Source organism: Dendrosporobacter sp. 1207_IL3150 (assembly GCF_036763085.1).
Taxonomy (GTDB): domain Bacteria; phylum Bacillota; class Negativicutes; order DSM-1736; family Dendrosporobacteraceae; genus JBAIYU01.
In genome coordinates, this window is record NZ_JBAIYU010000010.1 from 125,570 (window position 1) to 142,203 (window position 16,634).

The following is a 16,634-nucleotide window of genomic DNA, read 5'->3' on the forward strand; positions in this document are numbered from 1 at the left end:
TTAATTAAAGCATTTTAGAATATAGAACTCATTATCGAAATAAACTTCTTAGCCTGTACCATGTTGCCTCGACGAGCCGCCAGTTCTACCTTGAAAGCTTGGTCTTTCAACTCGTCCAACCCTGCCTTATTTGCAAAGTTTTTAATATGATGTGCTGTACTCTCTATCATGTCAATATCATCTGCTGTAGCTGCGGACACCATCTTAGCTAATAGTTCTCCTAGCTTACCTGCCTGATGGGTATCCTCACTCCGATTAACCCCATTGAAGTCAACATACGGATTGCCATTATGGTCAAATCGTATCAAAGAATCATTTGTCAGCAAGGCATTAGTAATATATTCGATCTTATGAAATAGTACATTAATATCAACCGGCTTAGAAATGTATTCATCGATGCCCAGCCCCATAAAACGCTCACGATCTCCCTGCATAGCATACGCAGTTACAGCTATTATCGGGATTCGTGGTCCTCCAAAAGCTTCTAGGCTTCTAATGCACTTAGTAGTTTCAATACCGTCCAAGACTGGCATTTGAATATCCATGAGGATAAGATCATACGACGACATTTTTAGCTTTTCTAAAGCCTCTAGACCGTGTATTGCAGAATCCGCAAAATGCCCCATTCCTTGAACCATTCTAACAATAAGTGCACGGTTAACTTCATTATCTTCGACAACTAAAATATTTTTAGGGTTGCTGGTTTTGGCTTTTATATAAGCAGGTTCTAATTTTTCGTATGTTTGAACACCTATATCACAGCGAATAGTGAAATAAAAAGTACTCCCTTTACCATATTCGCTTTCCATCCATATTTTTCCTCCCATCATCTCGACAAGCTGTTTAGAGATGGCAAGACCGAGACCAGTACCTCCGAACTTTCTAGTAATAGTACCATCAACTTGGCTAAAAGTCAGGAATAATTTGTTCATATCCTCTTTTCTTATGCCGATTCCAGAATCAGTAACTGCGCACAAAAGTTCAATTCCCTCGCCTCTTTGCTTACACATTTCTACGGATAGGTTCACTTCGCCACTTTCAGTAAACTTTATACCGTTGCTAAGCAAGTTATTAAAAACTTGGCGCAGGCGGGTAGGATCACCAAGAAGTACTGTCGGTATTGCGGAGGATAACATGTAGTTAAACTCCAATCCTTTCGCAGCCGCTTGCGGCGAATTAGTCCTAACAACTTCTTGAATAAGATCCTTAATACTAAAGTTAATTTTTTCGAGTCTGAGTTTCCCAGCTTCGATCTTTGAAAAATCTAAAATATCACTCACTACCGCCAGCAGAGAATCAGCACATGATTTAGCTGTGACAAGGTTATCTCTTTGTTCTCTGTCTAGAATGGTCATAAGGGTCAAATCAATCATACCCATGATCCCATTAATAGGTGTGCGAATTTCATGGCTCATATTAGCTAAAAATTCACTTTTAGTTCGGCTGGCAGACTCTGCTGCTTCTATCGCTCTATTAATCTCGGCTTCAGCACGTTTTCTTTCAGAAATATCGTTAAGTATAAAAGCGAAGTAGCCTTTCTCCGGGCTATATATAGACATTGAAAACCATTTCTGAGAAATCTTTGAGTAGTGCTCGATCTCCCGACTGTCTGAGCCTAAGGCAACTTCTTTACAAATATTTATTCGATCTTGATAAACCCTTAAATACTCAGGAAATGCTTCCGAAAAGCGCTTGCCTATAAGATGCTCTTTTCGTGTTCCCATCAGTGTCTCATAGGCCGTATTCACTTCTAGATACTCGTAATCTATATAGTCCTTGTTTTCCAAGCAGATTCGGCAATAGGCAAAGCCGCTATTCATATTTTGGAAAAGCGATTTATACTGAGCTTTGCTGTCAATGATGAGTTTTTCAGCCTTTTTTCTTTCACTTATATCCCGTACTACACTAAGCAGTATGCTATTTTCGCCCGTACCTATCCCCCTAGAACTAACCTCAGTTGGAAAACATGAGCCATTTTTTCGATAATGATTTACTTCAAAAGTTATACCATTACGTCGTGCCTCATTCATATGTTCCTCTACTTTATTATCTGACCTCCGTAGGTTGCGAACATTGAGTGAAATGAGTTCTTCGTAAGTATATCCGTACGCTTCAACAGCAGCCCGGTTTGCCTCTATTATATTGCCGTTGCCATCCATAAAAAGCATGATGTCACGCGTATGTTCTGAAAGAATTCTATAGCGCTGAAGAACTTCTGCCGCTCGATTTCGGTCTGTTATATCAACAGCCATCCCGATTAGTCCTTCCAACTTGCCATCGGGATTATAATACGGCCTAGTTATACAATGAAATGCCCCATAGGTACCCAACTTACTAAGTATCCTTATTTCATTCTCCTGGGTATTTTGCGTTTCTAGAACCGCATTTAATGACGTAACGTAAGATTCTCGGTCTTCAGGATGTATATAATCTAGCCACCCAATTCCTAATAATTTACTTACTGGATGCCCCGTAAAGTTATCCCAGTATGAATTAACATATAAGCCTTCATGATGCATACCAGTTCGCCATATAAGCGCCGGAAACTTATCAAAAATTCCGAAGAAAAAATCACGCGATTTCTCTGCTGTAATTTCTCGCTCCTTGTTGGCCGTTATATCAATAAAGGTTAAGACAATCTGCCTATCGCTGCCTACAACTATTGGCGTAGCTACTACTCTAAGCCAAATCTTCCGGAGAGAATTGCCTACCTTCTGTTCCTTCTCGCACTCAGCTTCTGGCCCTTGCCTGCCCCCGGCGGCTACTTTTATTGACTGTCTAACAATACATTCACTGCACTCTGGGCTAAAACCACATCCTCTAATATCTGTAAAACAGCTCGTACATCCGAAGGCATCACCAAACAGCTTATCTAATGACTCTTCCAACTTTCTATTCATCATTTGGAGCGCGGCATTATTAGCCCGCCTTATTTTTCCTCGACTGTCTAGAGTCATTACACCAATAGGCGCAGCATCAAATATACTTTGAAGACTCTGCTCTTGCTCCTTACACCTAAGCTCGTATGTTTTAAACCTTGTGACATCGCGAAATGTTAAGATTATGCCAATTCTTTTCCCATTATCCACTAATGGTGAACAACTTGCTGAAAGATATATAAGTTTTCCTTCTTTACTTATCATTCCAGAATTATCTTCAAGTCCCACTGTGCAATCGCTTTTAAGGGATTTTTCAATAATATTTCTGACTGGTACACCTGTATGCAAGTTTATAATATTAAGTACATCATAAAGGCCTTTCCCAATAGCAAAAACTTCGCTGGTCTCAGCAATTTTAGCACCTTGGTAATTTATAAATGATATTATCCCTTGAGTATCAGTTACGATGACACCATCACCTATTGAATTTAGGGTCGTCATAACGAACTGGTTTTTTAGATACTCTTTTATCATACATTTCCTCTTTCATCACTAAATAGCAGCTTAAATATCATTACTCTTGGGTAGGACGCGTTAATGAACAGATAAGCTCTGGGATTTTTGAAAGTGGTGCTTGACGCGCTACCGCTCCAATATTAAACGCACTCTTAGGCATACCATAGACAACAGATGACGCCTCATCTTGTCCAATAGTCTGTGCGCCTTGTTTGCGCATTGCAAGGAGACCTTTCGCCCCATCATAGCCCATTCCCGTAAGTATTACGCCAACTGATTCTCTACCGACCTCACGTGAAATCGAATCAAAAAGGACATCAACAGATGGGCAATGGCCGTTAACAGTACTTCCATCAAAACACTCTACTCGCAATATGCCGCCAACTTTAACTACCTTCATATGTTTATCGCCAGGAGCTAGTAAGACCTTACCTCTCTCGATGATATCACCGGTTTTAGCTTCACTTACGCTAAATGCAGTAGAATTATTTAACCGGTCTGCAAACATTTTGGAGAACACAGGGGGTATGTGTTGAACAATTACGATACCAGGCAGATTAGTTGGTAATGCTTTTAATATATTAAATATAGCTTCAGTGCCACCTGTAGAGGCCCCAATAGCTATAAGCTTTAGATTACTCTTACTCTCCGGAACAGTTTCTTTCTTAATCTCAAGCTTACTTTGCTTTACCTTCGCCAAACTCGCTGTTTTAACTTTAGCTGTAAATTCTTGCATAAACGATTCCACACTACTAGGAGACTGAATATTCGGCTTAGTAATAAAATCTACTGCTCCCGCCTGCAAGGCATCAAGCACTGCTTCACTAAGAGTACTAACAACGATAACTGGCATAGGATACTGTGGTATTAATCTTCTGAGAAATTCTATACCATTCATCCGCGGCATCTCAATATCAAGAGTCATAACGTCCGGGCGGTATTTTAATATCTTGTCTCTGGCATCAAAGGGGTCGGATGCAGTTGCAACCACCTCTATGCCATCGTCGGACGAAAGTATTCTAGATAATACTTCCCGAAACAGCATTGAGTCATCAACAATCAGTACACGCACAGGCTTCATCACTTATAATTCCTTTCGATATACTGCAGGCATTACGTACTTGAACCGAGTTTGATCTCTCGCTATTGATTCAGAATGCCCGATAAACAGGTAGCCCCCATTTTCAAGCAAATTATAAAATTTATCAATAAGCTCATTTTTTGTACGACTATCAAAGTAAATCATGACATTTCGGCAAAAAATTACGTGAAATTTCTTCTTAAAAGGGAAAATCTTGGTCATAAGATTAAATTTGCGAAAAATTATTTCGTTCTTAATCTCATGGCAAATTTCGCTAGTGTCAGTTGTAGTAGACCTGGAGTATTTTTGTTTGAAAAGAGTAGGCAGCGGTGCAAGTGATTCATTGCTGTAAATCCCCTTCTGAGCCACATCCAACACTTTAGATGACAGGTCAGTAGCCAAAAGCTTACGATCCCAGCGGTTCTTTTCCTCACCTAGAAATTCATCAATAATCATCGCAAGCGTATATGGTTCTTCACCAGATGAACAGCCTGCACTCCATAACCTAAGATCATAGTCTTTTATTGTTGCCTTAAGATAAGGCAATACAGTACCTCTAAAATAATTGAAATGATCAGTCTCCCGCATAAAAAAAGTATGATTTGTAGTGATGAGGTTTACTAGCGATATATCGGCACTACCCGATTTATCCGCCAGGATATATTCATAATACTGTGAGAAGTTTTTGAACTGCTTCTGTACAAGTAAGTTTCCAAGCCTTCCTACTATTAGTGCCTTCTTTTCTGGTCCTAGCTTGATACCATAGTTTGCATGAATATACTGAGTTAATTGGCTAAATTCATTATCTGTTATAGTGATCATAATTCTCACCCTTAAAATTGAGCCAGAAAGAGATATCCTCTTCCTGGCTCAAAGCCTAATTAGTACTTGCCGAAATCTCTGTCACTAAGATCAATTGTCCTCGCTGACACTGCTTCACTTCTCGAAACAGTCCTGCTTTTTTTTCCATCAATAACTTTGAGAACATCGGGATTAAGTCCGTTAATTTTTCCAACCTGTCCATTGGAATTAAGTTTGAAGCGACCTACCATCTCTCTGAGAACTTCTGATTGGCCAGAAAGTTCTTCGCTTGCTGCCGCGCTTTCTTCCGAGGTCGCAGAGTTGTTCTGTACAACCTGTGAAACCTGCATTATACCTTGGTTAATCTGAGCTATGCCCGCAGCCTGTTCATTTGATGCCTCAGCAATATTACCAACAAGTGTAGCAACTTCCGCAACACCTTCTACAATACTATTTAACGCAGCCGCTGTTCCATTGGCTATAGTTGTTCCATGCTCAACTTTCTTAATTGATCCTTCAATCATTGAAGTAGTTTCCTTTGCAGCGTTAGCTGAACGAGCAGCCAGATTGCGTACTTCCTCAGCAACAACCGCAAAGCCTTTTCCATGCTGACCAGCACGGGCTGCCTCTACTGCAGCATTTAAAGCTAAAATATTGGTTTGGAAGGCAATCTCATCAATAACCTTAATTATTTTGGAAATATTACCTGACGATTCATTAATATCCTTCATCGCTTTTAGCATTTCCTGCATTTCACCATTGCCTTTTACTGCGTTAGATCTAGCAGTCTCAGCTAGTTGATTTGCATTGCTGGCATGCTCTGCATTCTGCCTTGTTTGTACCGCAATTTCCTCAATTGATGCCGTTAATTCTTCAATAGAACTTGCCTGCTCTGTGGCCCCTTGAGAAAGCGCCATACTTGAACCTGATATCTGTTTTGCCCCTGCCGCTACCTGCTCAGATGCAGCACTGATATTTATCATAACTTCATTCATATTATCAGACATCTTTCTAAAGGTCTGCGCAAGGACTCCAATTTCGTCCTTACCTGAGGCTGTAATATTTACATTCAAATCTCCATCTGCAATCTTTTCAGCTGCAGCTACAATTTCTGAAACAGGTTTGCCAATTAGTCTAGACATGAACATTCCCAGGCCAAAAGCTGCTAACATTGCGCCAACTGCGATTGCCGCCATTAGATAAATAGTACGACTTGCGCTGGCACTTAATTCATCCGACCGTATTTGGCCTTGCTTGATATTATATGCAACGATTTGATCGATATTTTCAGCAATATCACCTGCTATCTGGCGTCCGTCACCAGTAAAGATCAGCAAATACGCCTGATCTTCCTGACCGCTAGCGGCTAGTGTCACGATTTTATCACGAATAGGCTTAAACTTTGCGAGATTTTCTTTAAGATCATTTACTAGCTTTTTTTCCTCGGGCGAGTTTAGTTTCTTTGCATATTTTTCTAGGTTTTCATTAACTATTTTATCATTTTGGTTTACTCCATCAACATATCTTTGCTTAAATTCCGGATTCTTATTTAATACAATATCACGCAAATTCACCCTTATCCGCTGATAACTCATAGCAACTAGACTTATATCACCAAGCGATGCGCCATAGTTCTCGTACAAGCCCGAAAATTCATTATCCATATTTTTAAGATTATATATACCAATTGCACCGACTAAACCCGCAATCAAGGCAACAGTCATAAAAGCGGCAATTAACTTTCCACCAAGCTTCAAATTATAAAACCATTTCATAGTTCCCTCTCCTTTATATCTCACTTAAGCTTCCGACTTCTTCTTCACTTAACAGTCTCTGGCAATCTAAGAGTAGTTTTACTTCATCTCCAACCTTACCTATGCCCTTAATGTATCGATTCTGGACTGTTTTTAAGTCGGGCGGCGGAACAATATTTGCTTCTGATATAGATAATACTTCTGCAACGCTGTCTACGATTAGGCCAACTGAAACATCCTTAATATCAACAACAATAACGCAAGTCCGATCAGTGTATTCGCGCGGAGGCTTTCGGAATCTCAGCCTAACATCCATAACAGGAATTATCTTCCCACGAAGATTAATAATACCTTTTACATAATTCGGCAATTCCGGAACTTCGGTAATAGGCTGAATCCCAATAATCTCGGTAACATTGGCAATCTCGATACCATAGAACTCATTTCCGATTGAGAAGGTTAAAAACTTTCCTCTTTGCGTATCCTCCTCCATTAAGTTCTCTTCACTAATTAATTCAGCCATAAACATTTCTCCTTTTTCCTGACCTTATGCAGAATATCCGAACCTCATAAGACCAACAACATCTAGAATTAAACTAATACTGCCATCTCCGAGTAAAGTACAGCCAGCTAAGCCATCCACTTTAGGGAATATTTTAAAGTAATTTGGCAGTGATTTAACAACGACTTGCTGTTCACCGATAAGTGCGTCTGCAAACAAAACTACCGATCTGTTTTCGTTTTCTACCACTACTAAAATTCCTTCACTAATCTCTTGAACTTCTGTTTTCACTCCAAAGTACTTATGCAAACGTAAAATTGGGTAACACTTTCCACGTATAAGAATCATCTCATTGCCGTCAACATCCTGAAATACGCTTTGTGGTGCAGCTCTGAAAGATTGCTTAATCGAGATAGTTGGAATTGTATACCGTGCACTGCCAACACCAATTGTCATTCCGTCAATTATTGCAAGCGTTAAAGGTATCTTTAAAGTTATGGTTGTTCCTTGTCCAGGGGTGCTGTTAATCTGTAATGTTCCGCCTATTGAGTTAATGTTTTTGGCGACAACATCCATCCCAACTCCACGGCCTGAGAATTCAGTTACCTGATCTTTTGTTGAGAAGCCTGGGCTTAAGATAAAGGCATAAATTTCCTGATCGGTCAGTTCATTTTCCGGCTTATAAACTAGATTGTTACGCTTGGCTTTTTCTAATATCTTCGTTTTATCAAGACCACGACCATCATCTTTGACGATTACTAAAACTTCGCTGCCGACATTCCTCGCTTCAAGCAACACCTTCCCATATGCCATTTTGCCTGCAGCTAATCTATCTTGACTAGTTTCGACTCCATGATCGATAGCGTTGCGAATAATATGCATAAGAGGATCTGATATATTTTCAATGATGTTTTTATCAACTTCGGTCTCTTCACCTAATAATTCCAGCTTTATTTCCTTATTAAGTTTCTTAGACATATCTCGAACTACACGATGCATCTTTTGGAAAGTATTCGAAAGCGGCACCATCCGAATTGACATAACTGTATCCTGTAATTCTCCCGTTATTTTACGAAGCTGCCTAGCTGCTTTTGAAAAATTATTTAGCGCTAATCCTTGAAGGTCAGGATTTTGGGTAACCATAGCTTCAGATATAACTAGCTCGCCTACTAAATCCATAAGCTTGTCCAACTTTGTGACACTAACACTGATTATACTTTGCTGGGTTGAGGACTTTTCTTCCTGAACTCTATCCTCTTTTTTGGTTAAAACCGAGGTATCTGGAGTATCTTCTAAAATAATTTCAATTTTTCTTGTTTGTGAACTTTTAAACTCACTTATATCGCTGATTTCTTGCAAATCGAAATTTTTCAGGAAAATTGTATCTTGAAAAAAAGCCTGCATCTCAGAGTATTCGCAATTTGTAGTACAAGCGATATGGAAGCCGCTATCACGAATTATTTCCGCTGAACTATCATCTTCAATTATGTCTTCAGGAAAATGGTATATCTCTTCAGCAAAAGCCTTTAAGTTATGTATTATGGTAAATGCTCTTATGTTTTCCATCTCGCAGCCTTCTTCAAAGAACACTGATGCCTTAAAAGACCTAGCTGCTGGTTGTGCTTGCGCTTTGCTTTGCGGAACATAATACTGCTGTTTTTTTTCCTTGTGCGGCTTGGCGCCGACAATTTTATTAGTTTCCTTAAGATGTGTTAGGAAAGCTTTTAATTGTTGAAGGAGCATTTCTGCACTTCCAACTGGCTGATTACCAGACTTTATCTGTTCGAGTTCGCTTTTAATAAAATCAACAGTGCTCAAGATTAGGTCTGATAACGAAGCACATTCAAGCTTAACATCCGGAAATTCCCGCAGGAAATAAAATACATCTTCTACTGCATGAGCGAGACTTGATACTTCGTTCACCAGCATCATCGCTGATGATCCTTTGATTGTGTGCATTATCCTAAATATCTCATCAATTGCCGACCTACTAAAGCAGTCCTCCTGCTCACTTTCCAATATGAGTTGCTCAAGCTGACCAACCAGCTGAGTAGTCTCAAATATAAACATTTCTAGCATTGGCTCATGTACTAAACCTGCCAATTACATCGCCTCTTTCTCAACTACCCTAATATCTTAGTTAAAGTTGATATAACCTGCTCTTCCTTAAATGGTTTTACAAGAAAATAACTAGCTCCATTTATGACAGCTTCTTTAACATGACTTTCCTGTCCCATTGCAGAAACCATAACTACTTTAGCATTGCGGTCTATCGTCTTTATCGCTTTGAGCGCGCCTATACCATCTACTTCTGGCATGGTTATATCCATCGTAACAAGATCAGGTTGATACTCTTTAAACTTTTGTATAGCGATTGCACCATTTTCAGCCTCAGCTACAACATCAAACCCATTTTTTTCGAGCATGTTTCGCAGCGCTAATCGAATAAAGGCCGCATCATCTACAATTAATACGCGTTTCATCTGAACACCTCATATTTATTCATGATTTGAACTAAAAGCCTGAAGAACAGTTCTTAATGTTAAAACAACCCTTTCCCTAAGAGAGAAGTTATTTTGTTGCATTCGCCAGTTAAAACAGATATTTCTAAATGACCCAATAATAATATGAAGTAGTATCTGACTGTCAACATCTTGCCTTAATTCACCGGACGCTTGAGCAGCTTCGATAATCTGCTTTATGGATTGAGCACGAAAATCGAGTATCTGATTCAACTTCTGTCCCAGCTCATCATCATGAGCTAAAAATTCATACAATTGCGGTATTGCTGTAATTGCCGGGTAATTCTCGTAATAGGATGCACACGAATCAGCCACGAACAAAAGTGCCTCAGATGGCTTTAAATTCTTTTTTGTACAGGATTCAAAAATATCTTTATCATATTTGGCGAAGTGATCTAATACTGAAAGGATAATTTCATTCTTGCTTCTAAAATGTTTAAATAACGTCCCCTCTGATATTCCTTGCCTTTTTGCTAATTCCTTAGTAGAAAGCCCCTGGATTCCAAGCTCATTTATTATGTCGATTGCAGTTAGGACTACGCTTTCTTTACGATGGAGAAAAACAATATTCATAAACACCCCCAGAGGTAGCGAGCGCTCGCTCACCTGTTCCCTATTTTTAATATAAATGGAATTAATTCCTATGTCAATATAAATCGAAATTTATATAAATTCAGAACATTTTGTAATAAAAGAGAGTATTTTGGTGTAATAATGAGGAAAACGACCTAAAACATTAGGTCGTTTTCCTCATTTACTCTACAAAAATTAATAATAATAATTTATTTCAAATTTTTTTTGGCTTTCTATCAAAATAATCACACCCCCACCTAAAGAAGGCAATAAATGATCGGGACATCAGGAAAGTTATAATCAAAGTGTAGAATGTTGTAAACCAAGTCCAATCTTTATATTTAATAAGATCTGTATATAATTCAAGAGGATATTCAACGGCAGTCATGGCAGCACTAAAAATAACCGCATATAAAACTATGCCCCATAGTCCCCTCTTCCTTGTCACCTGGTTATACCATACGCATAACACCGGAAAAATCCATAATTCAAAATATATACAGGTATCATAGTATCTCGGCAACAGTCTGACAGGATATTCAATTAGTTTCAAACTAACAACAGGGCTGCCCCAAACAAAGTCCAGTAAACCTTTAAATAACAACACAACAACCCAATCCCGAAAATATCGCCAATCTATAACAAATATTAAAATTAGCAAGTTTATTAGCGAGAAAACTACCATAATTATGTATTCAGTACTTATCATAGCTGCCTCTATTTCTCGAACGTATTTTATTCTTATTCTACTTTTTTTGGCGACATTTATCCCTTAATTTTTACGATTATCATTAAATCTTTGAGATTCATCCGTACACCCACTTTTGGGGCGATGTATACCTTATTCTGTAACACAGATCGCCGCAATTACATATTATATAGAAAACACGGCTTACGCCGAGCCTCAGCGACTGCGGAAGTCGATACTTACTCCTTATGCATGTAAGAAAGTTTATATTTTCGTATAAAAAAGCACTTAAAAGGAGGTTTACTTATGGATTATCGCTGTAAAAATTGCCCGGCATATCGATATATGAGAGATCATGACCCTGGATATTTTTATCCTTCCGAATGTTGCTGCCAAAAAAAGAATTATGGCAAACATCCTTATCATCATCCTTGGCATGACAAATGGCCAGGCTGGGGACATAATCACAACGCCTATACCCACCCTTGGAGCAGCGGCAAGTATTCTAGCTCAGATAAAAGCACTTGGCGCAAAGGCTGGTACTAATAAAATGAATAAATCCCCCAAATGGGGGATTTATTCATTTTGTTTGAAAAACCTATTATTTAGGCTGACGAGAAAGGTTTAGTTGCTAGGCGCACCGCATAACCCAGCAGCGCCGCGTACCAGTCGTACGCAAGTAATGGGTTTGAGGAGCAACAGGGCAAATGAGCCTTTATCGTCAGCCTGTCATTATCTAGTAGGAAGGTATAATAGCAATCTGTGCTGTCATATTCCAACGAAGCCGTTCATCCCAGCGATCAGGGGCAATTGTAACGGTATAAGTGATATCGCCTCGCTTTTTTTCACCAAAAGGCCGGATGAATTTTACTTTCCCAGGTATTTCCAATCCAGGTATCCCGTCAAAGGTTAAAATAGCTTGATCACCTACCCGAATCTTAGCTATTGATAATTCAGTCAAGTCATCACTGCGAATTTCCCACGAGTTTTCGTCGGCAAGCCTTATCAAGACTGTACCAATTGTTGCGTGCTCCCCGACCTTCACATCTAAGTATGCGACAGTACCATTAATAGGTGACTTTAGCTCAGTCTTTTCTAACTGACCACCTGCTTCGGTCAGCCTGCTCTGCTGTACTTTCATATCAGCGTCAGCCTGAGATAGAGCTGCCGTGCTGCGTTCAACTGCAGTCCGCGCCTGATCTAACTGTTGGCGCGACACCGCTCCGACAGCAGCTAATTGCTCTTGTCGTTTAAGCTCCCTCTCAGCATCTGCAAGATTTACTTTACTCTGTTCAATTAACGCCATAGCACGTGCCAAATCAGCGTTAGCACTTCCAACCCTTGCCTCATAGTCCTGACGGACAAGCTGGATAAGGGGCTGTCCAGAGCGCACCTTATCACCTTCTTTTACATTTATTGCACCAACCGTACCATCGACAGGCATGACCATTTGGGCATAATTAACCGGGAAGACTATACCTTCAGCCAGTACACGGTTGTCCGTTTTAACCGCAGGTATTTCCTTTTTATCACCCTGCTGACCGGCCATATACCACCATATACCGCTTGGTATCAAAAGCACTAGTAGTGTAATAAACCAATGTCTTATCATAAAATTCGCTAAGGATTTTAACATAACTGTTATCGCCACCTTCTTGTTTCCTTGCGGACTATTCATAACTTAATACCTCCCTGACACTTAACCTTGCAGCATTCCGGGCAGGCAGCAAGCTTGCCAGCACTGATAACAAAGCTGATAACATAAGCCATATCCCAACACCTAAAATACTGAAAGAAAAAGTTAGTGGCGTTTGTAGAAACAACATTCCAACTTGATAGCTTAATAAAAATGCTGCTGGCAATGCTAGAATCATACCTATTAGGCCACTAAGCATACCAATCGAAAGTGCCTCCAGAATGAATACCTTTGAAATAACCAGACTAGACGCACCAATAGCCCTCATCACTCCAATTTCCCTGGTGCGTTCCAGAACATTAATACTCATAGTTCCGGTCAAACCTAACGCTCCTACAACAGCTAAAAGAACCGCCATTATGAGCAGAAAGGTAGTTAGAATATCAAACTGAGACCTGATTCGCTCTTTTTGCTCCCAAGTAATATCAACATTCTGTATTCTCAAGTTGTTTTTCTTAAGATGCTCTTCTAACTGACGTCCTAGGGCCGTCTGTTCTTTAGGATCAACCGATTGCGTCACAATCTGCACCGTTCTTGCTCGTCCTGACTGTTGAATTGCACTAGTAGCCCATTCATAAGGAGCATATACAATAGGACCAGTCATAAGACTTTGAGCAATTCCTACTATTGTAAACTTGATTTTGCGACTACCTGTTTTTATTACTACCGTTTCTCCTACTTTTAAATGAGGACTGTCTTTTAATATCTCGGTATTGATTACCAATGCACTCTCGTCCTCACTCACTAGCCAACGTCCATCTATAATTTTAGGATTAATCATTTTTGTATCAACAGGTGGAGCTAGAATAAAGACATTTTTACTAGCCTCATCCTCTGATTCTTTGCGCTCATCTCTAAGGATGCGGCCAGAAGTCATTCCCCACGATTCAGCCGCTTTTACACCTGGTATCTTCATTACTTCCTGTTCAATACGACTTGCTCGGTAGTTTTGAGTAAAACCAACCGAGATGTCATATTGAAAATAGTCTAACGCCTGATCAAGTGTAGAGTACAATGATGCTCGCACAGAAAAAACTGCCATAAATACAGTTCCAGCAATTGTTAGCGTCAACATTGTTAATAGTAATCTTCCTTTGCGCCTAAATGTATTTCTTACTGATAAGCGCTCAGGACGTGAAATCCTTTGAAATCTGCTTAATAAATTCTCTAATAATCGATCTATCCTACCACTTCCCGCTAGGCCTTCAATTCCATAACTGCTTACCGCCTCGCGCACTGTTACGCCAGTCCCATACCAAATAGGCCAAAGTGACGCCGCTAAAGGAATAATTATGGCAACGGCAGCTTCCAGAATAAACACCTGCAGCGGCAGCTCAATACCTCCGGAATTAAAATTAAATACTTGCGCCATAAATCCAGTAACTGCACTTGCTGCAACAGCCCCTAGCGGCGCTGCAAATAGCAGAGACAATATACCATAAGCCCCAACCAAAGTCAGATACATCCTTAGAATCTGACCTCGCTGTCCGCCAATTGCCTTCATTATTCCTATTTGCCGCGTTTGTTGGGTTAGTATCGCCGACACAGTATTTACCAATAGAAATGTACTGAGAAATAACGAGAGTATCCCCAATACAGCCAACAGCATAATCAAAGCATTGATGGCGCTTTGCATTTGGTGTTCACCTGGTTTATTAACCTGCAGCCAAAATACAGTTGTATCCCCTTGCTCAAGTTTACTCCAAGCGCGCCGTCCAATAGCTTCAATCGGCGCGGTATCTTTACCCTGCAGTACTCCAGGCTGCACTACAAAGTTAACTTGATCCAGCTTCCGAGGTTCATCCAATTTCTCCAAAGTGTCCATATTTATATAACCATAAGATCGACCGCTGAATAAAGACGGAATTTGACTAGGATCATAAACAACACCTGTAACTTTTAAAGACCGTTTTTTTCCGGCAGGTGTTTCAACTATAATACTTTCTCCGGTTTTGATACCAAGTTCCTCTAGGGAAGAACGCTCGAGTAATACGTCCCCGTCTCCGGGAGGCCAAGCGCCGGACTGGGCTTTAACTATATTCACTTTTTGTTTTGAATAATCTGGAATGGCTGTCAAAAACATCTGCTTCCATTCATTATCTGATGTGCGAACTCGTAAATCTACATTTCGACGTCCTTCAGCTTCACTGACACCACGAAGGCTGCGCACACTATCAACTAATTCTTCGTCAAAAGGATCTGCATAAAGACTTGCACTTGCGGGTGCCGCTGAACCCCAGCTGTTCGCTAAATCTCTCTGGAACATTAAATAAGAACTATACACCATCCCTACTGAAAAAACGCCGACAGCAATTGATAGTACTACTAGTAGAGTCCTCAGTTTATTGCCCCATATGTCGGCCCATACCTTACGCCAGCGCGGTGACAACAAACTGAATTTAGTCATAAGCATCCCTTTCTGCATCTCCTGAAGCGGCGATCTGACCTTCAGTGACAGTTACTATACGATGACACCGCTGAGCTAAATCTTTGTCATGTGTCACCATTAAAATCGTTTTCCCGCCAAGAGCAAGTTCACTAAATAAATCAATCATTGCAGCAGCCGTGCGACTGTCCAAATTGCCAGTTGGTTCATCAGCAACCAAGAGCGGCGGATCATTTGCTAGTGACCGGGCAATAGCTACCCGCTGTTGCTGCCCGCCTGACAAATTTGCCGGAAGCTTATCAGCTTGGTCCTTCACCCCTACTAAATCCAGCAGAGTAAGTGCACGTTCTGGCCGTTCGCTGTAGTCATAAATGTTGCAAAAGTCCATCGGCAGCATAACGTTTTCCAATACTGTAAGGGTTGGAAGCAGTTGAAAAAACTGAAAAACAACCCCAACTGTTCGACCTCGCCACACAGCTATTTGATTCTCATTTAATGTATGTACTGGAGTACCAGCTACCCATAGTTCTCCTGTTGTTGGTCTATCGATACCGGTAATCATATTAATTAAAGTAGATTTTCCACTGCCTGATTTACCAACTACTGCTGCAAATTCCCCATTAGCAACTTCTAAATTAATTCCCTTAAGTGCCTCAAACTCTCCCGCCCCAGTTGTGTAAACCTTACGAACTGACTTAAGGCTTACCGCCGGAGCATCAGGTTTAGGTTGAGGCAAATCAACTGCTATAAGTCTTGAAAACCATTTTCCAATCATTGAAATCCCCCAAGTCGGCCTCAGCCTTACGATAACCTACATTCATTAATAATACTTTTCTTTGAAAAATCTTGTACTCCTGCCGAAGAGTTTCTAGCTGCATTTAAATAGTTGAAATAATTATTGAACCTAGTAATTTCTTTACCAAACTTCTAATAGTATTTAAAATATAAAATCGCAAAGAATATTGCTAGCTAATAATTCACTCAGTACTGAAGCGCCGTATATGACTGGTACAAAAGGTGTTACCGAGAACCCAAATGCCCCGAAACAAAAGAACTCCATGTTTTTGAGCCGCCAAAACATTCAACTAAACATTTTTAAAATAAGCTGGCTAAATATAAGCCAGCTTTCTCGTTATTTAGCATTGCTGTTTTTACAATTGAAAAAAAAGAAATACTTCCTGTTAGGACAAGAAAACCGACCTTCCCAAGGCCGGCTAAAAAACTTGCTTCTCATTT

Annotated in this window: 13 protein-coding genes; 1 reads left to right on the plus strand and 12 read right to left on the minus strand. The window is 40.1% G+C overall.

Annotated features, from left to right (window positions below; all coding sequences use genetic code 11):
- Window positions 1-14: 14 nt before the first annotated feature.
- The 9 genes from V6C17_RS04085 to V6C17_RS04125 form a co-directional block, all read right to left on the minus strand.
- Complete coding sequence (locus V6C17_RS04085) at window positions 15-3,413, minus strand: PAS domain-containing hybrid sensor histidine kinase/response regulator (protein ID WP_333521268.1); 3,399 nt, start codon at window positions 3,411-3,413, stop codon at window positions 15-17.
- A gap of 40 nt (window positions 3,414-3,453) precedes the next feature.
- Window positions 3,454-4,476 carry a protein-glutamate methylesterase/protein-glutamine glutaminase gene (locus V6C17_RS04090; RefSeq protein ID WP_333521269.1) on the minus strand — a complete coding sequence of 341 codons (1,023 nt, stop codon included), beginning with the start codon at window positions 4,474-4,476 and terminating at the stop codon, window positions 3,454-3,456.
- A 3-nt stretch (window positions 4,477-4,479) separates the two neighbouring features.
- Window positions 4,480-5,298: a CheR family methyltransferase gene (locus V6C17_RS04095; protein WP_333521270.1), complete on the minus strand. Its 819-nt coding sequence runs from the start codon at window positions 5,296-5,298 to the stop codon at window positions 4,480-4,482.
- A gap of 59 nt (window positions 5,299-5,357) precedes the next feature.
- Window positions 5,358-7,052 (minus strand): methyl-accepting chemotaxis protein, encoded by a 1,695-nt coding sequence (locus V6C17_RS04100; RefSeq protein ID WP_333521271.1) that lies wholly within the window; start codon window positions 7,050-7,052, stop codon window positions 5,358-5,360.
- A 13-nt stretch (window positions 7,053-7,065) separates the two neighbouring features.
- Window positions 7,066-7,554, minus strand: a complete 489-nt coding sequence (locus V6C17_RS04105) for a chemotaxis protein CheW (RefSeq protein WP_333521272.1) — start codon at window positions 7,552-7,554, stop codon at window positions 7,066-7,068.
- Between the two features lie 24 nt (window positions 7,555-7,578).
- Entirely contained in the window at window positions 7,579-9,636 is a 2,058-nt protein-coding gene (locus V6C17_RS04110) for a chemotaxis protein CheA (protein ID WP_333521273.1), read from the minus strand.
- A 20-nt stretch (window positions 9,637-9,656) separates the two neighbouring features.
- Window positions 9,657-10,016, minus strand: coding sequence for a response regulator (locus V6C17_RS04115; RefSeq protein WP_333521274.1), 360 nt, complete (start codon window positions 10,014-10,016; stop codon window positions 9,657-9,659).
- Between the two features lie 15 nt (window positions 10,017-10,031).
- Complete coding sequence (locus tag V6C17_RS04120) at window positions 10,032-10,628, minus strand: TetR/AcrR family transcriptional regulator (protein ID WP_333521275.1); 597 nt, start codon at window positions 10,626-10,628, stop codon at window positions 10,032-10,034.
- Between the two features lie 214 nt (window positions 10,629-10,842).
- Complete coding sequence (locus tag V6C17_RS04125; protein WP_333521276.1) at window positions 10,843-11,337, minus strand: CBO0543 family protein; 495 nt, start codon at window positions 11,335-11,337, stop codon at window positions 10,843-10,845.
- A gap of 285 nt (window positions 11,338-11,622) precedes the next feature.
- Between V6C17_RS04125 and V6C17_RS04130 the strand changes: the two genes are divergently transcribed.
- Window positions 11,623-11,862: a hypothetical protein gene (locus V6C17_RS04130; protein ID WP_333521277.1), complete on the plus strand. Its 240-nt coding sequence runs from the start codon at window positions 11,623-11,625 to the stop codon at window positions 11,860-11,862.
- A 190-nt stretch (window positions 11,863-12,052) separates the two neighbouring features.
- Here V6C17_RS04130 and V6C17_RS04135 read toward each other — a convergent pair whose 3' ends face one another.
- Genes V6C17_RS04135 through V6C17_RS04145 form a run of 3 tightly spaced genes read right to left on the minus strand, consistent with a single transcriptional unit; the run spans window position 12,053 to window position 16,173 of the window.
- Window positions 12,053-12,994: an HlyD family secretion protein gene (locus V6C17_RS04135; protein WP_333521278.1), complete on the minus strand. Its 942-nt coding sequence runs from the start codon at window positions 12,992-12,994 to the stop codon at window positions 12,053-12,055.
- Window positions 12,987-15,419, minus strand: a complete 2,433-nt coding sequence (locus tag V6C17_RS04140) for an FtsX-like permease family protein (protein ID WP_333521279.1) — start codon at window positions 15,417-15,419, stop codon at window positions 12,987-12,989. Before V6C17_RS04140 ends, V6C17_RS04135 begins: the two co-directional genes overlap by 8 nt.
- Window positions 15,412-16,173: an ABC transporter ATP-binding protein gene (locus tag V6C17_RS04145; protein ID WP_333521280.1), complete on the minus strand. Its 762-nt coding sequence runs from the start codon at window positions 16,171-16,173 to the stop codon at window positions 15,412-15,414. The genes V6C17_RS04140 and V6C17_RS04145 overlap by 8 nt, the downstream gene beginning before the upstream one ends.
- Between the last annotated feature and the right edge of the window lie 461 nt (window positions 16,174-16,634).